18 protein-coding genes are annotated in these 21,775 nt (G+C 33.0%); 5 read left to right on the forward strand and 13 right to left on the reverse strand.

Features of this window, described 5'->3' with window-relative positions; all coding sequences use genetic code 11:
- Window positions 1-207: 207 nt before the first annotated feature.
- Window positions 208-2,103 (reverse strand): molecular chaperone DnaK, encoded by a 1,896-nt coding sequence (dnaK, locus tag ACJJVO_RS06120; protein WP_405571703.1) that lies wholly within the window; start codon window positions 2,101-2,103, stop codon window positions 208-210.
- 274 nt (window positions 2,104-2,377) lie between these two features.
- Here dnaK and ACJJVO_RS06125 point away from each other — a divergent pair, with 274 nt between their 5' ends.
- From ACJJVO_RS06125 to ACJJVO_RS06145, 5 genes are all read left to right on the forward strand, one after another.
- A complete protein-coding gene (locus tag ACJJVO_RS06125) occupies window positions 2,378-5,947 on the forward strand; it encodes a choice-of-anchor I family protein (RefSeq protein ID WP_405571706.1) in 3,570 nt (1,189 codons plus the stop codon).
- 142 nt (window positions 5,948-6,089) lie between these two features.
- Complete coding sequence (locus ACJJVO_RS06130) at window positions 6,090-6,578, forward strand: hypothetical protein (protein WP_405571707.1); 489 nt, start codon at window positions 6,090-6,092, stop codon at window positions 6,576-6,578.
- Between the two features lie 116 nt (window positions 6,579-6,694).
- Window positions 6,695-8,119, forward strand: coding sequence for an L-serine ammonia-lyase (locus ACJJVO_RS06135; protein ID WP_405571710.1), 1,425 nt, complete (start codon window positions 6,695-6,697; stop codon window positions 8,117-8,119).
- Between the two features lie 164 nt (window positions 8,120-8,283).
- The gene (gene panB / locus ACJJVO_RS06140) at window positions 8,284-9,102 is read left to right on the forward strand and encodes a 3-methyl-2-oxobutanoate hydroxymethyltransferase (RefSeq protein WP_405571712.1); all 819 of its coding nucleotides are present in this window, start codon (window positions 8,284-8,286) and stop codon (window positions 9,100-9,102) included.
- Window positions 9,103-9,124: 22 nt separating this feature from the next.
- The gene (locus ACJJVO_RS06145; RefSeq protein ID WP_405571715.1) at window positions 9,125-9,835 is read left to right on the forward strand and encodes an RluA family pseudouridine synthase; all 711 of its coding nucleotides are present in this window, start codon (window positions 9,125-9,127) and stop codon (window positions 9,833-9,835) included.
- Here the strand turns inward: ACJJVO_RS06145 and ACJJVO_RS06150 are convergent.
- The 12 genes from ACJJVO_RS06150 to ACJJVO_RS06205 form a co-directional block, all read right to left on the reverse strand.
- On the reverse strand, window positions 9,832-10,578 hold the full coding sequence (locus ACJJVO_RS06150) for a sensor histidine kinase (protein WP_405571718.1): 747 nt from the start codon (window positions 10,576-10,578) through the stop codon (window positions 9,832-9,834). The two genes, ACJJVO_RS06145 and ACJJVO_RS06150, sit on opposite strands and share 4 nt — an antisense overlap.
- A gap of 35 nt (window positions 10,579-10,613) precedes the next feature.
- Window positions 10,614-11,315 carry a hypothetical protein gene (locus ACJJVO_RS06155; protein ID WP_405571720.1) on the reverse strand — a complete coding sequence of 234 codons (702 nt, stop codon included), beginning with the start codon at window positions 11,313-11,315 and terminating at the stop codon, window positions 10,614-10,616.
- A gap of 7 nt (window positions 11,316-11,322) precedes the next feature.
- Entirely contained in the window at window positions 11,323-11,838 is a 516-nt protein-coding gene (locus tag ACJJVO_RS06160; RefSeq protein ID WP_405571722.1) for a hypothetical protein, read from the reverse strand.
- 86 nt (window positions 11,839-11,924) lie between these two features.
- Window positions 11,925-12,773 (reverse strand): biotin-dependent carboxyltransferase family protein, encoded by an 849-nt coding sequence (locus ACJJVO_RS06165; RefSeq protein WP_405571724.1) that lies wholly within the window; start codon window positions 12,771-12,773, stop codon window positions 11,925-11,927.
- Complete coding sequence (gene pxpB / locus ACJJVO_RS06170) at window positions 12,766-13,497, reverse strand: 5-oxoprolinase subunit PxpB (RefSeq protein WP_405571727.1); 732 nt, start codon at window positions 13,495-13,497, stop codon at window positions 12,766-12,768. Before pxpB ends, ACJJVO_RS06165 begins: the two co-directional genes overlap by 8 nt.
- A 4-nt stretch (window positions 13,498-13,501) precedes the next feature.
- Window positions 13,502-14,248 carry a 5-oxoprolinase subunit PxpA gene (gene pxpA / locus ACJJVO_RS06175; protein ID WP_405571729.1) on the reverse strand — a complete coding sequence of 249 codons (747 nt, stop codon included), beginning with the start codon at window positions 14,246-14,248 and terminating at the stop codon, window positions 13,502-13,504.
- Window positions 14,249-15,475, reverse strand: a complete 1,227-nt coding sequence (locus ACJJVO_RS06180; RefSeq protein WP_405571760.1) for an Nramp family divalent metal transporter — start codon at window positions 15,473-15,475, stop codon at window positions 14,249-14,251.
- Complete coding sequence (locus tag ACJJVO_RS06185; protein WP_405571782.1) at window positions 15,472-16,587, reverse strand: DUF2891 domain-containing protein; 1,116 nt, start codon at window positions 16,585-16,587, stop codon at window positions 15,472-15,474. The genes ACJJVO_RS06180 and ACJJVO_RS06185 overlap by 4 nt, the downstream gene beginning before the upstream one ends.
- 133 nt (window positions 16,588-16,720) lie before the next feature.
- On the reverse strand, window positions 16,721-18,163 hold the full coding sequence (locus tag ACJJVO_RS06190) for a hypothetical protein (RefSeq protein ID WP_405571784.1): 1,443 nt from the start codon (window positions 18,161-18,163) through the stop codon (window positions 16,721-16,723).
- Complete coding sequence (locus tag ACJJVO_RS06195) at window positions 18,160-18,714, reverse strand: RNA polymerase sigma factor (RefSeq protein ID WP_405571786.1); 555 nt, start codon at window positions 18,712-18,714, stop codon at window positions 18,160-18,162. The genes ACJJVO_RS06190 and ACJJVO_RS06195 overlap by 4 nt, the downstream gene beginning before the upstream one ends.
- A 119-nt stretch (window positions 18,715-18,833) precedes the next feature.
- Window positions 18,834-20,111: a hypothetical protein gene (locus ACJJVO_RS06200; protein WP_405571788.1), complete on the reverse strand. Its 1,278-nt coding sequence runs from the start codon at window positions 20,109-20,111 to the stop codon at window positions 18,834-18,836.
- 60 nt (window positions 20,112-20,171) lie between these two features.
- On the reverse strand, window positions 20,172-21,710 hold the full coding sequence (locus ACJJVO_RS06205) for a YifB family Mg chelatase-like AAA ATPase (RefSeq protein WP_405571791.1): 1,539 nt from the start codon (window positions 21,708-21,710) through the stop codon (window positions 20,172-20,174).
- Between the last annotated feature and the right edge of the window lie 65 nt (window positions 21,711-21,775).

Below are 21,775 nucleotides of genomic sequence, written 5' to 3' on the forward strand. Positions count from 1 at the left end.
CGTGGTGTTTAAATGATTATTAATTTTGTTTAAAGCACACTTAAGTTTTCGCTTCTATTAATAAAAACGCTTTTAAAACAAAAAGGGTTGGATGAGAATGAAAAAAAATAAAAAATGCAAATAAAAAAAACGCAACCAAATTAATGATTGCGTTTTTACTTATTAGTTAGTCTTCAGTTTTTTCAAACTTCCAACTTAAAGGTTATGTTATTTAACCTCCTCAAAATCTACATCTTCAACATCGCTAGACTCATCAGCTGGTTGCTCTGCTCCTGCTTCAGGACCTGCAGCACCACCTTCTGCTTGTGCTTTGTACATTTCTTCACTCGCTACTTTCCAAGCTTCATTGATTTTCTCTAAAGCTGGCGTAATAACTGCGATATCTTTTGATTCGAATGCTGCTTTCAATTCTTCAAGTGCTGACTCAATTGGTGCTTTCTTATCATCAGATAATTTTTCACCAAATTCTTTCAGTTGACTTTCAGTTTGGAAAATCATAGCATCTGCCTCATTCAATTTATCAGCCGTTTCTTTTGCTTTAGCATCTGATTCTGCATTTGCTTCAGCTTCAGCTTTCATCTTTTTGATTTCCTCTTCTGTTAATCCAGATGATGCTTCAATTCTAATATCTTGTTTCTTACCTGAAGCTTTATCTTCTGCAGATACTTTAATGATACCATTGGCATCAATATCAAACGTTACTTCAATCTGAGGTGTTCCTCGTCTTGCTGGTGGAATTCCGTCTAAGTGGAAACGACCAATCGTTTTGTTATCTGCTGCCATTGGACGTTCACCTTGTAATACGTGAATCTCTACCGATGGCTGATTATCTGCTGCTGTAGAAAATACTTGAGATTTCTTAGTAGGAATCGTTGTATTTGCTTCAATTAAATTAGTTTTAACATTACCCATAGTTTCAATACCAAGAGATAATGGAGTAACGTCTAATAAAAGAACGTCTTTTACATCACCTGTTAATACACCACCTTGGATACCTGCTCCTAAAGAAACAACTTCATCAGGATTTACACCTTTACTTGGTGCTTTTCCGAAAAATTTCTCTACTGCTTCTTGTACTGCTGGGATTCTTGTAGAACCACCTACTAAAATTACTTCGTCAATATCACTCTTAGATAAACCTGCTGCTTTTAAAGCTGTTTGACATGGCTCAATTGTACGTTTAATTAAATCGTCTATTAACTGCTCAAATTTAGAACGTGTTAATGTACGTACCAAGTGTTTTGGTCCACTAGCTGTAGCTGTAACGTATGGTAAGTTAATTTCTGTTTGTGCAGAAGATGATAATTCAATCTTTGCTTTTTCAGCTGCTTCTTTTAAACGCTGTAAAGCCATTGGATCTTGACGTAAGTCCATATTTTCATCTGCCTTAAACTCTTCAGCTAACCAATCAATAATACGTTGATCAACATCATCACCACCTAAGTGCGTATCACCATCTGTAGATAATACTTCAAAAACACCATCACCTAATTCAAGGATAGACACATCATGCGTTCCACCACCAAAATCAAATACTACGATTTTTTGATCAGTACCTTTTTTATCCATACCGTAAGCTAATGCTGCTGCTGTTGGTTCGTTGATAATTCTACGAACTTTTAAACCTGCAATCTCACCAGCTTCTTTGGTAGCTTGTCTTTGTGCATCATTAAAATATGCTGGTACTGTAATTACAGCTTCAGACACATCTTGTCCTAAATAATCTTCAGCAGTTTTCTTCATTTTTTGAAGAATCATTGCTGATAATTCTTGAGGTGTATATAAACGACCATCGATATCTACTCTTGGCGTATCGTTGTCACCTTTTACCACTTTATATGGTACACGCTCAGCTTCTTTCTTAGACTCAGAATACTTGTTACCCATAAAACGCTTAATAGAATAAACCGTTTTTGTTGGGTTAGTAACTGCTTGTCTTTTTGCTGGATCTCCAACTTTAATTTCACCACCTTCTACGAAAGCGATAACTGAAGGTGTTGTTCTCTTACCTTCAGCGTTTGGGATTACAACTGGCTCATTACCTTCCATTACAGAAACGCAAGAGTTTGTTGTTCCTAAATCAATTCCAATAATCTTACTCATAATTATATTTGTTATTTGTTTTCCGCTTCCACGGAAAGTATCGTGTTATTATTTATTTTTTAAACTCGATTAGTAATAGTCAATGATTATGCCATGACAAAAAATATGACATGATGTCACTTTAATAAATTGTTATGAGATTTGTACACTTCACAACATTAGGTAAACCCACACTTAACATTCTTAAAAGTTTCTTCATCCTTTTATAATATTGAGTACACTATTAAGAAACCTTTGGTTGATAATTTCACAAGAACTAAAACAACCAAAAATTATGAAACATTTTTTACAATTATTCTTTATGCTTTTTACTTGTATTTGCAGTGCTCAGCTGAATACTGGAGATATGGCCTTCATCGCTTTTAATGCAGATGGAGATGATGACTTTGCCATGGTAACTTTTGTAGACATTCCTGCAAACACAACTATTTATTTTTCTGACAAGGAATGGACAGGAACTGAATTTAATTCTGGAGAAGCTAATTACCAATGGCAGTCTGGAGCAACTGTAATTTCGGCTGGAAGCATTATTACATTCTATACCATTAGTGCAACTCCAAGCATCTCTCATGGCGCTATAGTTGGTTCTCCGGGTGGACTTTCTGCTTCAGCGGAAGCTATATTCGCTTACCATGGAACTGATATTGATACACCAACTACATTTATTGCTGCCGTAGCAAATGCATCTTCTGCTTATGACGATGGTGCAGGAACGGGATTAACTGGTACAGGACTTACTGAAGGTACTACTGCGATTACTTATCCAAGTGGAACTGATATTGCTGCCTATAAAGGAGTAAGAACTGGTTTTACTCCTAATGGCTATTTAGTTGCTTTAAATGACATGACTAATTATGACATTCAAGATGAAAGTGGAGATCAAAGTATCGATACTATAGCGCCTGATGTTCCATTTGACACTACAGCTTTTTCTATTTCTACAACAGATACAAATCCACCAAGTGTTGCTAATACAATTGCAACAAATCAAAACTCAGTAGAAGTTACTTTTACTGAAACCATAACTCAAGCAAGTGCAGAAACTTTAAGCAATTATGTTTTTAGTTCGGCTTTAACAGTGAGTTCTGTTATTTATGATAATAACACTTTAACAGCTACCATTACACATTCGGGTTTTATAGAAGGAACAGCTTATACACTTACTGTTAATAATCTAGAAGATTCTTCTAATAATATCCAAACTGTTGCTTACGTGAGTGACAATCTATTTTACAATGCTTTAACCACAGGATTAATCATTACTGAAATAATGTATAATGCACCTTCAGATGATTCTGATGCTTTAGAATTTCTAGAAATCTATAATAAAAGTGCAAATTCAATTAATTTAGGAGGTATAACCGTTAATGATGAAGGAAACTTTAGTTTTATATTTCCTGAAATGACATTAGCTTCAGAAGTCATTGTTTTGTTAGCTACTGACAAAGCTTCTGCCGATGCCTTTTATGGAGTGTCATTTTTAGATATGCCTCAAGCTATTTCTAACGCTTTAGGTAATGGTGGTGAGTTATTAGAAATTAAAAATTCTGAAGGTATTGTTATTTCACAAGTTGAATATAGTGATGATGCACCTTGGCCAACAACTGCTGATGGTGATGGTCCTTCTTTAGAATTATTAAATCCTGATGGAGATTTTAACGAAGGAACCAATTGGACACCTGCAACAAACTTGGTAGGTCCATCTATTGGCGAAAATGTTTTTGCTTCTCCAGGAAGTTATTCACCTATAACTAACGTTACACCACAAATTAGCTTTTCTGAATGTACTTTTGTTATAAGCGAAGACGGAACTAACATAGAAATTTCTATAGAATTATCTGCAGCAACAACTAACATCGTTTCAATTGATGTAATTTTAGTTACAGAATTATTAACAGCCACAGAAACTGATGATTTCATTTTTACAAACCAAACTATAGACTTTCCTACTAATTCTACAGAAGCTATTACAATTACGATTCCTATTGTAGATGATGCTGTTGTAGAAATGGATGAACTTTTCATATTAAGTCTTTCAAATCCTGTCAACGGAACTTTAGGTACTTATGAAACTACAGGCGTTTATATTATAGATAATGATATAGCAACACCTTTGGCAACTGATGTTTTAGACATAACCTATCTATCTAGTTATTTAGTTGATGGAGCTGGTTCTGCAGAAATTGTAGCTCATGATCCTGTTTCAGAACGTTTATTTGTTTTAAATTCAACTGGCCAAAAATTAGAGATAATAGATTTTTCTGATATCAATGCCATTTCTACAATTAGTGCAATCGATTTATCTACTTATGGTGATCCAACGAGTGTGGCTTATATGAATAATATAGTGGCTCTTGGCATTTCTAAAGGACCACTTGAAGATGGCGTTGTTGTCTTTTGCGATATTGATGGCACTATTTTATCTACAGTAACTGCTGGAAACCTTCCTGATATGGTAGGCTTCACACCTGATGGTACAAAACTTTTGGTCGCTAACGAAGGACAACCAAATGATGATTATTCTGTAGATCCTGAAGGTAGTATTTCAGTCATCGATATTACTGGTGGATTAGGTAATATTTCTCAAACGAATGTTACAAGTATTAACTTTAATAGTTTTGATAGTCAATTAGCGTCATTACAAGCTACAGGTGTTAGAGTTTTTGGCCCAAATGCTTCCGTGTCTCAAGACTTAGAACCAGAATACATTTCATTTTCAAGTGATTCTCAAACAGCATACGTAACACTTCAAGAAAACAATGCTATTGGTGTTATTGATTTAACAACAAATACAATTACCTCTATTTTACCTTTAGGTTTAAAAGATCATGCTTTAGCTGGAAACACATTGGATGCTTCTGATGATACCGACTTTATTTTCTTAGCGAATTGGCCAATAAAAGGAATGTATATGCCAGATGCTATGGCGTCTTACGAAGTTGGCGGAGTTACGTATTTAGTCACTGCCAATGAAGGTGATGCTAGAGAATATGATACATTTGAAGAAGAAGAGCGTGTAAGCGATTTAAACCTAGATCCAACGGTTTTTCCTAACGCAGAATTTTTAAAACTAGATAGCAACCTAGGTCGCTTAACAGTAACTAATGCAACAGGAGATATTGACAATGATGGTGATTTTGATGAAATACACGTTTTAGGATCACGTTCTTTTAGTATTTGGAATGCCACAACAGGAGCATTAGTTTTTGACAGTGGAGATGATTTTGAGCATATTACAGCAAACGAATCCACTTATAGCGGTTTATTTAATGCAAGTAACAGCAATAACAATTTTAAAAACAGAAGTGACAATAAAGGTCCAGAACCAGAAGGTGTTACTGTTACAGAAATTGATGGTCAAGTATATGCGTTTATCACTTTAGAACGTGTTGGTGGGTTTATGACATATAACATTACTGATCCAAACAATGCTGTTTTTGAAAAATACATTAACAATAGAGATTTAGGTGACGATGAAGGTGGTGATTTAGGGCCAGAAGGCATAATCTATGTTACACCAGAAAACAGTCCAAATGACACAGGTTTAGTGATTATGGCAAACGAAGTAAGTTCTACATTAAGTTTCTATGCGCTTAATGCTACAACCTTAAGCACAGAAGAATTCAATTTACAATCTAAAGGCTTAAAAATGTATCCTAATCCTTCAAAATCTAATCAAACCGTATATTTTAACCAAATGGTTTCAGTATCATTATTTGATCTTCAAGGTCGTGAAATAGTATCTAAAGAAAACATAATGAATTTTCAATTACCAAGTTTAACTGCTGGTACTTATATCTTGAAAACAAAAAATGGAGAAAGCTTTAAGCTTTTAATTAAATAAGAAGCTCAGAACTATATTTTAAAACTAAACACCTTCAAAATGAAGGTGTTTTTTTATTAATTAAATCCATTTTTAGTTAAAAAACATTCCTAATGATACTGAGTAATTATATTTTAGTATTTTTCATAAAAAATAAAATACTATGAAAAAAATAACCTATTTTTTATTCGCACTTACCATATTATTAACCAGTTGTGAAGGAGATCAAGGACCTCGAGGTTTTGATGGAAATGATGGAGAAACTGCGCCAGCTTTTGAAGTTACAAGAAGTTTCAATGCTCCAAATTATGATGCCAATGTTGTTTTCGGTTTCGACGTCTACCCTGACGAAGTTGTCTTAGTTTACATTTTGTGGGATACGTTAGATGATGGTACAAAAATTTGGAGACAAATGCCTCAAACCGTAATTTTTGAAGATGGTAATGATTTGGTTTACAATTTTGATTTTACACAATTTGATGTTCAATTATTTTTAGACGGATCTAATTTAGAAATTTTAGATTCTGTTTGGACTCAAAATCAAATATTCAGAATTATTGTTATCCCTACAACAAATTATAATCGAGTAGATTACTCAGATATAGAAGCAGTTATGAGCACCTATGGAATTGAAGAGTTTCAGCAACGATAATTTTAATTATATAACAAAACTACTGACAGCTTTGATTTTTAATCAAGGCTGTTTTTTTTTTAAGTGCTTCATTCAAACAAACTGTATATTTGTACCTCTTAAAATTGTTTAGTTAAATGGAATGTATCTCAGTATTTGATATGCTTAAAATTGGTGTAGGACCTTCGAGTTCTCACACTTTAGGACCTTGGCGAGCTGCTGAACGTTGGATAAAAGAATTAAAAGATAAAAAACGTTTTGATAAGGTTGAAAAAATAACCGTAGATCTTTATGGTTCTCTCTCTTTAACAGGAAAAGGCCATGCCACAGACTTTGCTGTAATTTTGGGCCTAACAGGTGCAGATCCAGAGCGCATGCCTATTGAAGACATCAACTCAATTATTGATGATGTTAAAACGACTAATGTTTTAATGTTTAATAATGAACGTGCGATTCCTTTCGATTTCAAATCCAACATTGTTTTTAACAGAAAAGCACTTCCTTTTCATTCTAACGGAATGATTTTTACCGCGCTAATCAATGGTCGTAATTACAAATACACCTACTACTCTATTGGTGGCGGATTTGTGGTGCAAGAAGAACGAAAAGTCTCTAAAGCCAATAAGATTATTTTCTATTGCACATTCCCTTATCCTATTGCATATGGCGAAGAACTGCTTAAGTTTTGCGACCAGTTGCAATTACCAATATCTGGTGTGGTATTGGAGAATGAAAAATCTATACGAGACGAAGATTCTATAGATTTTGAATTAAAACGTATTTGGAATACCATGCTAGAATGCATGTACACAGGTTGCCATACTGAAGGTAATTTACCTGGAGGACTCAATGTGAGACGTCGTGCTTTTGATATGCACAAAAATATTATTGGTGATAAAACTTATGAAAATCCTCAAGAATGGCTTGAAACCATTAGAAAAACAGAGGTTAAATTCCGTCAGATTTTAAAATGGGTAAGTTGTTTTGCTTTGGCAGTTAACGAAGTTAATGCCTCTTTAGGTCGTGTAGTTACGGCACCAACAAATGGAAGTGCAGGTGTTATTCCATCAGTATTGATGTACTATTTGGTGATTGAAAATCATAATGCGGATTTTGAACACATTAAAAAATTCCTTTTAGTCGCTAGTGAAATTGGTAGTATTTTTAAAAAGAATGCGACCATTAGTGCTGCAATGGGAGGCTGTCAGGCCGAAATTGGAGTGTCCTCTGCAATGGCAGCTGCTGCGTTAACCGAATTATTAGGTGGTACACCAGAACAAGTTTTAGTTGCTGCAGAAATAGCCATGGAGCATCACTTAGGTTTAACTTGTGACCCTATTGGTGGATTAGTTCAAATTCCTTGTATAGAACGTAATTCTATGGGAGCAATTAAAGCCATTAACGCTGCAGAATTAGCTTTAGAAACCGATCCAAAAAATGTAAAAGTTCCTTTAGACAAAGTAGTTAAAACCATGTGGGAAACCGCAAAAGACATGAGTTCTAAATACAAAGAAACCTCTGAAGGTGGTCTGGCAGTTGGTGTAAACTTAACAGATTGCTAATCTCGTAACCCATAAATAAAACATAGCTCTAATCATTATTAAACTAAATTGTTTTAATTTTTAGTTATACCAAAAAATGAGTGCTATTATCTTATAATTCCTTCTTGGATTAATCAATAATTTAACAAATCTCTTTACTTTTACAAACAACTAATAAAAACAAGATGTCAACAGCAAAAAAAGAATATAAAAGAATCACAGTTAAGACTTTAGTGGACATGAAGTCTAAAGGTGAAAAAATATCGATGTTAACAGCCTATGATTATACCATGGCAAAAATTGTAGACGGAGCAGGTATCGATGTTATTTTAGTTGGTGATTCTGCCAGTAATGTTATGGCCGGCCACGAAACTACGTTACCAATTACCTTAGACCAAATGATTTATCATGCGTCTTCTGTGGTTAGAGCTATAGATCGATCTTTAGTTGTAGTAGACTTACCCTTTGGAAGTTATCAAAGTGACCCTAAAGAAGCTTTACGTTCTGCTATTAGAATAATGAAAGAATCTGGAGGCCATGCTGTAAAAATGGAAGGCGGAAAAGAAGTAAAAGAATCTATAAAACGTATTTTACATGCTGGAATCCCAGTAATGGGACATTTAGGATTAACTCCGCAATCTATATACAAATTTGGAACTTATACCGTTAGGGCAAAAGAAGAACAAGAAGCCGAACAATTAAAGTCTGATGCTTTAATGCTTGAAAAAGCAGGTTGTTTTGCAATTGTTGTAGAAAAAATACCAGCTGCTTTAGCCAAAGAAGTAGCAAAAAGTGTTTCTATTCCTGTTATTGGAATTGGTGCAGGAAACGGTGTTGACGGACAAGTATTAGTTCTGCATGATATGTTGGGCATGACGTATGAGTTTAATCCTCGTTTTTTACGTCGTTATATGAATCTTTATGAAGATATGACAAAAGCAATTTCTCATTATGTAGACGACGTGAAGTCTGAAGATTTCCCAAATGCCGATGAGCAGTATTAATAAGAAAATAATTACTTAATTCGTGGCTAATAGATCTGAAAAAATTCTTTCTAACAAAAATAATCTTCAAGTTTTACATGAAGATAATCACATCATCATAGTCAATAAACGCGCTGGAGACATTGTACAAGGAGATAAAACTGGCGACAAGCCTCTGAGCGAAGTGGTTAAATCTTATTTAAAAGATAAATACAATAAGGAAGGGAATGTATATTTAGGTGTTGTACATCGCTTAGATAGACCAACCACAGGCATTGTAATGTTTGCTAAAACAAGTAAAGCGTTACCAAGACTAAATAAATTATTTGCAGAAAAAACAGCAAAGAAAACGTATTGGGCTTTAGTTAAAAATCAGCCACCAAAAACAGAAGACAAACTTGTACATTGGTTAAAAAAGAATTCTAAAAACAATAAATCTACAGCTTATGCAAAAGAAGTTGATGGCAGTAAAAAGGCCATTCTTCATTATCAATTAAAACAAACTTTAGATAATTTTTATCTTTTAGAAATTGATTTAGAAACTGGTAGACATCATCAAATTAGAGTGCAATTAGCATCTATTGGTTGCCCTATTAAAGGCGATTTAAAGTATGGATTTGATAGAAGTAATAAAGATGCAAGTATTAGTCTGCATGCAAGAACATTACGTTTTATCCATCCTGTAAAGAAAGAAGAAGTAATAATTACGGCTCCATTACCAAATGATTCACTCTGGAAAGCATGTAATGTTTAAACTGTTCTAAACGGATATTCTAAAGTAAGAATTGTACCATTTTCTGGCTGGGATTTTAATTGAAACATTGCATTCAATAACTCTGCTCTTTTTTCCATATTTATTAAGCCCGAACTTCTGTCTGCGGTTTCAAGGTTAAAACCAACACCATCATCTTCTACTTTAATATTTAAAAATTGTTCTTTATAACTTAAAGTAACATTTATGTGTTCAGCTTCAGCGTATTTTAACGTATTTGAAAAAAACTCTTGAAGAATTCTAAATAAAATAATTTCGTCTTTTTTGTTTTCAAAATCTACCTTCTCTCCTATTATTGATAAACTAGCTTCAATAAGACCAGATTTATTTAAATGTGATATTTCATTTTCTAGAGTGGCAACAAAACCTATATTAAAAATAACATCGCTATTTAAAGATTTTGACAAGGATCTCACTTCATCTAATGTACTTTTTAAAGTTTCTGCTGCATTATTAACTTTAATTTTTACATCATCAGTAACAACTTTTGAAGCTGCATTCATTTGCATCGTAGACATTACAAGCATTTGACCAATATTATCATGTAATTCTCTACCAATATGTTTTAAGGTTTCTTCTTGTATCTCTTGCTGGGTTTTAATCAATTCTTCATCAAATCTTCGTTGTTGCTCTACATTTTTTAATAAAAGCTCATTTTTACGCTTTTGGTAAAAGACAAAAAAGAGAATGACTAATGAGCATATAATGATTAATACAGTAATCATATATATAATCAAATTCCGTTCAGCCTTAGTACTAATTAATGACCCTTCGGTCTGCAAAATAGTAATGCAGCTGATAACGTCATATAAAGAAAAATGTTTAATGATAAGTGAATTTTCCATTTTAAAAGTACATAATCCCAATCGTCTTCTATAAAATATAATTCAAAAAATTCTAACGGGATAATTAATAGAATCCAAATAAAAAAAGTCGCATTAAAATAAAAATAAACGGACTTATAGAATAAAACTATCGTTTCTGATGCTATGGTCTCAAAAAAGTAAATAGCGATAGATAGAAACACCATCCATAAGCTAGCAATACTTATAAATTGATCGTAATAAAATATATTATCGAACTTAAAAATAATATACAATATAACTTGTAATAGGTATACATAAAATCCATATTTCAAAATTTGTTTTAACCGAGCAGTTTTAACAACATTGTAATTCACAAAAAACATTATGAACGCTAAGCCAATCCACCAAAATAAAGTATACCACCAATAATTCTTTTCAATTAAAGTACCTTCAATTAAATAGAAATAACCTAAATTCCTTAAGTAACTTGGATAACCTCCTATTGTATCTACAAAAAATGCGTATAATAAAAAGTAAATGATATACTTAACTGGTGTAAATTTATATGCTTTTAAAGTAATTACACCAACAACTGCTGCAAATAACTCAACTAAAGTTGTAATTAAACCATAATTTTCTTTAAGAAAATCATCCATAAAAAAACTATTGAGGATAATTTGCTCCTGGTGGCATGCCTTCCTTACCTAAATTTAAACCATCGGAATCATCTAGGTCATTGCTTCTACCTTGCATAGAAAAGAAACTACCTTCAGACGTATTCTTGTAACCCGTTGGTACAAATAATAATGTGGTTAATCCAGGTTCTTCTGCACTAACATCTGGATAAGCACCTAAGTACAAACGCAAACCATCCATTGTATATTTATTTTCGCTTGCTTGATGTTTTGCATATTTTATATAATCTTCAATGACTTCTAATTTATACCAAGACGATCTATTATCTTTTGTTTTAGACTTTTTAAATAAAGAATCACTTATAATTTTATGCCTTTGGTTATATGCCTGTGTTAGTGAATCTATTTTAGCAGGTGAAATAATACCGTAAGGTGCAGCAACAGCTACTGGTCCTTCTGTCTTATCTGCATCTTTAGAACAATAAAAATACATTGCAAGTGCACCTAGAAGGATACCTAGGATGAGTGATCCAAAATTTTTCATGATTAATCGAATTTAGTTAATAGCTGTTGTAAAGTATCGATTTTATTTAACATATGAGAAGTTTAATCAAACGTTTTCTTACAACTTTAATCTTTTAGACTGATTTTTAAGCTATTACCTGTAGTTTTTTGACTTAGAATATTAATCGAATTTTCCGTTAATTGAAGAATTCTAGGATATCCACCTGTAGCTTGGCAATCTCTCATTAAAACAATCAGTTGTCCAGATGGTGTAAGTTGAACGGTTCCTGGCAATACAGGAGCTGTTAAAAAAGACTCTAAATTATTCTGAAATAAGGGCAAAAGCTGATAAGCCATGCGATTATTGAACTTTGAAACTTTAAACTCTTGGAGAAACAAGACATTTTGCTGCGTTTTTGATAGTTTATGAAACTCTGGACCTTTCATTACTTCTAAATTAGTCTCTGATAAAATTTTAAGCTTAAAGTTTAACTTAGCGTTTTTTGAATTTTCTAAACCTGAATAATCAGTAATTGCAATAGTATCACCTCTTTCAATTCGTTCAGCCTTAGTAATACCTTTTTGCATACTTCTACTCCCTAAAACAGTTTCTGTTAATAAACCACCTTTTACAGCGAGATATGTTCTAAAACCAATTAATAAACTTCCAAAAGATAGGACATCATTTGTTTTTACTAATACAGCTTTAAACATTGCAATTGGCTGATTATTTAATTTTGGATGCATTTCAGCTCCTGTAATTGAAATTATTGTTGGTTTTAAAAATTGCAATTCTGCACCTGTCATCGTCATTTCCAAAACTGCATCATGCTTATGGTTTCCTAGCAATGCATTAGCGAATTCATAAGAATATAAATCCATAGCACCAGAAGCAGGAACACCATAACTCCGCTGTCCAAAACGACCTTGATCTTGAATAGTGCTATAAAAACCTGGCTTTAATACTTTAATCATTTATTAAAAGGGCATTTAAATCGAAATTTGAATTTTTAATATCAATTTGAAGCTTTACATATTCTGATTTTGAAATGGATTGAAATTTCACCTTATCACCTGCTTTAATAAAACATGGTGGATGGTGTTTAGGATTGAACAACTCAATTGGTGAGTTACCAATAATATGCCAACCTCCAGGACTGTCTTGTGGATAGATTCCGGTTTGTTCTCCTCCTATAGCAATTGAACCTTTTTTTACATTGAGATTCGGAGTTGTTTTTCGGTTTAAATGTAGCCTAGAATCTAATCCTCCTAAATATAAAAAACCGGGTAAAAAACCAATAAAATATACTGTATAAATAGCTTGAGAATGAAGACGAATAATCTCAGGTTTTGACAAGTTTTTTTCTATTGAAAACGCATCTAAATCTATACCAAAACCCACATCATAACACACAGGTATTTGAAATGTTTTAGATTCAATGAGGTAAGTACTATCCTCAATTTCATACAATGCTTTTAAGTCTAAAAAAGCATCATTTACAAAATCAATAGTATAATTATAAACAATTAATATTGAGCTATATGCAGACACTAACTCAACCTCTTGTTTAATATATTTATTTTGAATTAAATTTTTAAACCTGAGTATATCCTTTAATATATTTTCATCAATTACAGATGGCCATTCCACTAAAATAGAACGCTCTGAATATTGTGAATATTTAAGTTGATATGCCACTAATTTACTTCTGAATTAATATATGGTTTTTAGGCAATTCTTGGTTCAAATATTTTAAGATCTCTAAAGCATTTTTAGAGTCACCATGCACGCAAAAAGTTGATGCTTTTATAGACACTTCTACTCCACTAATTGTTTTCACTTTTCCATGCTTTATAATGTGTAAAACATGCTGCAAAACGCTGTCTTTTTTAAGCAACATTGCATCGTCATTTTTCCGTGATACTAAGGATAGATTCTCATTATAATTTCTATCCGCAAAAGCCTCAAAAGCGACTTGTATATTTTCATCAATTGCTAATTCTGCAATCACAGACTTATAAGGTGCATATAGTTTTATTGGCATTGCAATACTTTTAATAACAGCTATAATAACTTTTGCTGTTTTACGATCTTTAGCCGCTAAATTATACAAAGCTCCATGTGGCTTAATATGATGTAATTGTGCACCTTCTAAACGAAGTACATTTTGCAACGCGCTGATTTGATATTTAAGACTACTATACAAGTCTTCTGCTGATATTTTCATATCTAGTCGTCCAAAGTTTACTTTATCAGGAAATGAAGGATGCGCACCAATTTTCACATCATTTTTCATTGCTAAATTTATAACTTTAGCCATAGTCTCAGCGTCACCTGCATGTCCACCACAAGCAATATTACAGGAAGACAGAAATGACATCAATTTCTCTTCGTTTCCTATACCTTCTCCAACGTCTGCATTTATATCAATGTGATAGATTTTATCCATTTATATCACTTTAAAAACACTTAAAATTCCTTTAACTCCCAAAAAGATAGTGACAATTAGAATACCAAACCCTAAAATATTCTGAAGTTTAGAATTTCTATAACCTCCTAAAATGCTCGCTTTATTCATTACCCAAAGCAACAAACCAGCAATAACAGGTAGCAATAAACCATTTGCAACTTGAGCAAATTTTATTATTTCAATAGATTTAAAACCAATTGAAGAAAACAAAACACCCAAGCCCAAAATAATCATCCAAACCATTCTAAATTTAATTGATTTTAAATCGCTCGTCCACCCTAAACAACCACTAGCTACAAAAGCTGCCGCTAATGGAGCTGTAATAGCACTTGTAATTCCTGCAGCAAATAAGCCAATAGCTAAAAAGTATTTTGCGAAGCTCCCAAAAAGCGGCTCTAGGCCTTTGGCTAAATCTGAAGCATTTAAAACATCTTGTGCAGGAATTGCAGATGCCGAAATTATAATACACATAGAAACAAGACCACCAACCACAACAGCAATAATAGTATCTTTTCTTGCATAGCCTAAATCGCTTTGCCCTTTCCATTTGGTTTTAGCTAAAGACACATGCAAAAACAAATTATAAGGAACAACTGTGGTTCCAATAAGACCAATAATGGTTAAAATACTTTTCTCAGGAAACCTAGGAACAAACATACCTTTAAAAACAGCCATCAAATTAGGTTTGGTAATAATTGCAGTAAACAAAAAAGCCAAACTCATTAAAATCACCAGAAATACTAATGCTTTTTCAAGCACTTTATAATTTCCTATGTAAAGCAAAATAAAAGCCACTAAGCCAATAACTATAGCGGTTAAATTGAGCTTAAGACTTGCAACTGCAAAAACCTGATTCCCAAATAACGTTTGCACACCTAGAGCTCCACCACTTATGTTTCCTGCTTCATAAGCTGCATTTCCGATGACAATAGCGCTTAAAATAAGAACAATTATAAATCCTCTTAAGATGGGATTCTTAATTTCTTGTCTAATAATTTCAGACAATCCTTTTTGCGAAATCACACCAAGCCTAGCTGCCATTTCTTGTAGCACAACCGTTGCCACAATAGACAATACCATTGCCCACAACAAAGCATAACCAAAATTAACACCAGCAATAGTACACACGGTTACTGTTCCTGGTCCAATAAATGCTGCTGCAATTAAGGGTCCTGGCCCAATATTTTTAAATAGCTTTTTTATCATTCTTGAATAGAATTCAAAGCATAAATAGCAAAACTACCTAACCAATGACCTCCTTCGTAACTATCACCAACAATACTTGGCAATGAATAATTGATATGTTTATTTGCTATATTTTTTAAATGATTATATTCTACTATGTCTTTTGCAATGAAATTGAGACTCCAAGCTCTTGAAAAATTAACACCATCGAGATGTACTAATTTTCCATCCGTTCTGTCTGAAACCTCACCAACTGAAATCTCAAAGGCCTCATCATTTAATTCTGGCAAAAAATCATTAATCCATATCTTAAAATCTTCAATTGGCAAAACACGCTTCATCAAAGCCGCTTCCTCAAGACAAGGTGACAAAAAATCGAAACCACTTGGCTCCCATTCTAATAGACAATCTTTATCGTCATTATAAAAATCTTTTGCTCTATTCTCTATTAAGGTTGCCAATTCTGAATGCTCAACCGCAATTGCATAATCGTACGCAAAGCTCAACCCAAAAGCTGTATTTGGATGCTCACCTACTCTAATTGGGTAATTTAACTTAGGAAGAAATTCTAAATATTTATTAATGATTAAATCCGTTAGAGGCTGAAGGTTAGCTTCTAACTCTCTGGCAACTTTATCATCCCAAGTATGCAATTCTTCAGCAAGTTTCAACAACCAAGCCCAACCATAAGTACGCTCAAAAGACTTATTATACGAACCGTCAAAATACATGAGTTCTTTTTCTATGTTTTCTTTTGAAATATTCTGAAGTAATTTTTGTTCTATTTCAGCTTTATTTTCTATATCTGGAAATTGCTTTAAAAGCGACACCAAACTCCAATGGCCATGAACCGCAGAATGCCAATCGAAACAACCATAAAACGCTGGATGCAATTCTTTTGGTGTTTTTAAATCTGAAGCACTACCAATAGTTTGATTGAGCTTGTTTGGATACTCTGTATCCATACAATGCAAAGGCAATTGTGCTAGTCTGTTGGCTTGCACTAGGTTTAGAGTTGGCTTTTCTACAATTTCAACCTTTATATTGTCATTAGTTGAATTTTTTATCTTTTCAGAATTATTACAACCCAATAAGACAACGAATAAAATAAAAATAAAATAGTATTTAGTCATAAAAGTATGTTTACGTATCTAGTAAAAATACAATTTAATTACACTTCAACAGAACTTTTTAATACATCACCATACAATTCCAACTAATTTATAACCGCTAACATTAACTCACACAAAGCGATGAAATAAAATTTTAAAACTTATATCGCAACCCAAACAACACTCTTAATTGGGTGTTTTCAAACGTCTGATTGTTATTATCTATTGGTTTTTCAAAATAATTATAACTTGGTTCTAAAAACAGAATCGTCTTTTTTGCTAAATTATATGAAATACTAGAATTCATTGTCGCTCCAAAAACTGTAGTATTAGCACCCAAATTCTCTCCTATATCCTCATTATCAAGAAAAGCTCTATTATTGGTTAAAAAGTTTACATTCCCTCCTATACCTAGTGATAAATCAAATTTTTGAGCTCTTAAAACATTATATGAAAACTCTAATGGCACCTGAATATAATCGAACTGTTGCTGCAAAACACCCTCATTAGTATACTCATCAAACGAAGACACATCATTAATAGATTCCTCTGATACTAAAAACAGTATATCTGGATGGCTTACAATATTTTGAGAATCACCAGCAGAAAGCGACGTATCTACACCTGTATATTTGATATTGTTGATTTCTTGACCTAATACATTTTTGCCAATACCTGATTTTACAACAAATCTATCTGATATTGCATAACCAACTTTTAAAGTATACACAAAATCGTTTTGAGACGTTGTATTTACAGCTGTATTTTGAATTGATGACTCGGATGCCGTATTCGCCAATCCTCCCAAAACTTCTACTGACCATTTTAAACCAGCTACTTTAGTTGTAATTATACTATCATTTTCATTTTCAGCTACAAGTTCTTCAGACAAATCTAATAGTACATCATCACTAACCTTAGCAATAGAATCAACACTTACAACTAACTTTTCCTTACTAGAATTAGTTACACTTTTATTTTTTCTAATAAAATCAGAAACCTCTTTCATATTCGCGTTGCCTTCTTGTTTATCAGTAATACTTTCTTTTAAAACAGTTTGAACATAGTTATCTGCATTAGAAGCTTCACTTTCGTGGTTTCCATTTTTATCGTAAAGACCATTTTTTCGCTCTTCTTTTTGCTCTAATTTTGTGTTATTATTTACGACATCATTTTGGTATTCATTAGTATTTAAACTTTTACTTCTATCTTTAGACTCCTCTTGATTAGATAAATGATTCAACGATTCTTTTACAACTTTTCCTTCTTCCATAAACGCGTCTTCATTGACGGCTTTTACTCCATTAACCACCTTGTTAGCGCTTTCATCTAATCTCTCAATAACACTATCGTTTTTAGGCTGTTCTATATCCGAAACTTCAATTGCAGGCTTACCATTATGCTCTAACGAATTTGTAAATACGTAACCAATAAACATTACCAATATCGCAGCAGCAGAACCCCAAATAAAAAACACTCTTCTTTTCTTTTTTTTAGGATGAAGCCTAGCCTCTATATTGTCCCATAATTCTTCAGGTGGTGCTTTAGAAAAGGCTTCTAATTCGCTATATCTATTTTCAATATCATCCTTCTTCATGACACTTTTTCGTTTAATTCTTCATTAATTTTTGTCCTCAATACACTTTTAGCTCTGCTTAATAATGATTTTGACGTTCCGGCTGCTATTTTCAACCTATCTGCTATAGCTTTATGACTGTAACCTTCAAAAACATAAAGATTAAAAACCATTCTATAGTTATCAGGTAGTTGCTGTATATGCTTTAATAACTTACTATGAGAGACAACAGGATCAGGCTCATTGTTTTCATCTTCAATACGACTGTTTAGATTAGAACTTTCCATTGCCACGTTTAAGCGACGTTGTTTTTTTCGTAAAACCTCTAAGGCTTCATTTACAAAAATGCGCTTTGCCCAACCTTCAAAACTGCCTTCGAATTTATATTGACCAATCTTTTGAAACAGAATTATAAAAGCATCTTGAAACACATCATCTGCCTCAGTTTTATGCTTCATATACTTTAAACAAATACCATACAATACAGGAGAAAGCAGCGTGTATAATTCACGCTGCCCTTTCCTATCATTCTCTACACATTTTTGTATGAGTATTCGTAGTTCTTTATCCAAATTAAGACTAATCTATAGGTTTCTGTTAATCATTGAATTTATTATTACTCGCACTTAAAACCAATCGCTAACATTTAAACTCACAAAGGATACGGTTTAAACCTTGTGTTTCTAGCTGTTTAAAATTGAAGCGTGCTTATAAGTTCCAATCCAAAATTATCTGTATAATTATATTGGTGAATTACATTGTCTCCAACAGCAATTAAATGAGAAGATAACGGAATAACATCTTTTGAAGTCGTCTCAATAGTGTTTTGCAACATGATTTCATTAGGGTTTTGAGCATCAAAGACATTTATGCCATTATCATTACAGACATATAATATGTGGTTTTTAATTCCTAAACCGTATGGATTAGATAAAAAGTAAGTAGAATGTTCTATCGGAGTGTTAATATCTGTTATATCAATTACATTGACTTGGTCCTCAATGGCTCCACAAGAATTACCACCTCTTACAGTTATATATGCAGTATTTCCTTCTACTACAACGGGATCACAACCTGTAGAATGTGTAAATGACGATGTATAAATAGGATTAAACTCATCTTGCAAACCAACAATATGCATACCATTAGTTGCACCAATGAACATATAATCTTTAAGAATAAAAGTAGTTTCAAGTTCACCACCAAACCAACCACCAAGCCATGTCTCCGACACTTTAGAAATGGAATTATAATCTGTAATATTAAATGTGTTTAACTTATAATCATCTATAGTGTATAATGCATTGTTATAAATCTGAAACTTAGCATAAGATCCACCAGTACCTATATTAATGCCAGCATCAAATGCTAAAATATCACTTTCAAAGATTGAAAAAGAATTCCAAAACATCTCTGGATTGTTCTCCACTTCGGTTCTTTCCATATAAATTGTGGTGTATTCTGCAACAAATTCATCTTCATTTGAAGTATAAATATTAGACTGATAATACAAAGAATCCTCTGGGAATGTTGCATAATACAATAACATATCCTCTTCTACATTAACTAATTGAATATCTAAAACATTACTAATATCAAATACCACTAAATCCATAAAATTATCAGCATACAGAATATCATTTTTTACAGAAATATCATGTACACCTTCTAATTGTATGAATATTATATTTTGAGGGTTTTCTGGATTTTGATTATTGAATATATGTATTCCTGAATTTTGAGCTATATAAAACAGCAAATCGTTATAAACATATATTTTACCATCCGAATTCGTTGGCTGAGCGGCCTTAACTTGAATTGAATTTCTAATTGCAGATTTAGACTTTATTACAGGAACCGTAACTGCAACAGGATCGAGGAGTTCATTACTAACGTCATCAGTATTACAATTTGTGAGTTGCAAACACATTATTGCAACTAGTACTAAGGGTAAAATTTTGCTTTTCATGATTATTGTTTATTAATAAGATGAAAAAAATGCAAAAGGTTGCAGTGTTTTCTAAAAAAATTACCCTAACCAACCTTCTCTGTCTAAACTACGATACTGAATAGCTTCGCTTATATGAGCTCCCAAAACATCAGTAGCCCCTTCTAAATCAGCTATTGTTCTTGAAACTTTTAGAATGCGATCATAAGCTCTAGCAGATAAATTTAAACGTTCCATAGCGGACTTTAAAAGCAACATTGACGCCTCATCCAATTTACAATACTTACGAATTTGCTTAGTATTCATCTGTGCATTGTAATGAATATTCTCTAAATCCTTAAAACGTTCGGTTTGGTTCTCTCTAGCTTTAGTGACGCGTTTTCTTATATCGACTGAAGATTCTCCGTTACGCTCATCTGCTAATTTTTCAAAAGGCACAGGAGTGACTTCAATATGAATATCGATGCGATCTAATAAAGGTCCTGATATTTTCCCCATATAACGTTGCATTTCTGCTGGTGATGATGTTATTGGTGAGTCCGGATCGTTAAAATAACCACTCGGACTTGGATTCATACTTGCCACTAACATAAATGACGAAGGATAAGTTACCGTAAATTTCGCTCTAGAAATGGTCACTTCCCTATCTTCTAAAGGCTGGCGCATTACTTCTAAAACTTCACGTTTAAACTCTGGCAATTCGTCTAAAAATAAAACACCATTATGTGATAAAGATATTTCGCCTGGTTGCGGATAACTTCCGCCTCCGACAAGCGCAACATTGCTTATTGTATGATGTGGACTTCTAAAAGGACGTTGTGCCATAAGACCTGCGTGTGCTTTTACGCGTCCAACAACCGAATGTATTTTTGTGGTTTCTAGAGCTTCATGCAAGGTCATTGGCGGCAAAATACTTGGTAGTCGCTTTGCCAACATCGTTTTTCCAGAACCTGGTGGACCAATTAATATAATGTTATGTCCTCCTGCTGCTGCAATTTCCATACAACGTTTTATGGATTCTTGACCTTTAACATCTGCAAAATCAAATTCTGGGAAATCGAGATTTTTATAAAACTCCTCTCTTGTATTTATAATCGTTTGCTCTAAAGGTTCCCCTTTATCAAAATGATTAATGACTTGCATAATATTTTCAACTCCAAACACTTTTAAGTCATCTACGATAGCTGCTTCTTTTGCATTTTGAATAGGCAATATAAAACCTTTAAAACCTTCCTCTCTAGCTTTTACAGCAATAGGTAATGCACCTTTAAATGGCTGTAAGCTTCCATCTAAGGATAATTCTCCCATAATGAGATAATCCTCTAAGTTTTCTGCTTTAATTTGATTAGATGCTGCTAAAATGCCAATTGCTAAAGTTAAATCGTAAGCCGAACCTTCCTTTCGTAAATCAGCCGGAGCCATATTTATGGTGATTTTTTTACCCGGAATTCGGTAACCATTATTTTGAAGTGCAGCAGCAATACGGTAATTACTTTCTTTAATAGCATTATCTGGAAGACCAACTAAATGATAACCAACGCCTTTGTCTACATTAACTTCAACGGTAATAGTTGAAGCCTCAACACCAAAAACGGCACTTGCGAAAACTTTTTTGAGCATGGAATTATATTTAACTAAATTTAAACTTTTCTTGTAAGAATTAGGAAAAATGTCAACATTATATT

The sequence above is a fragment of the Winogradskyella sp. Asnod2-B02-A genome, assembly GCF_045063645.1.
In the GTDB taxonomy this organism is placed as follows: domain Bacteria; phylum Bacteroidota; class Bacteroidia; order Flavobacteriales; family Flavobacteriaceae; genus Winogradskyella.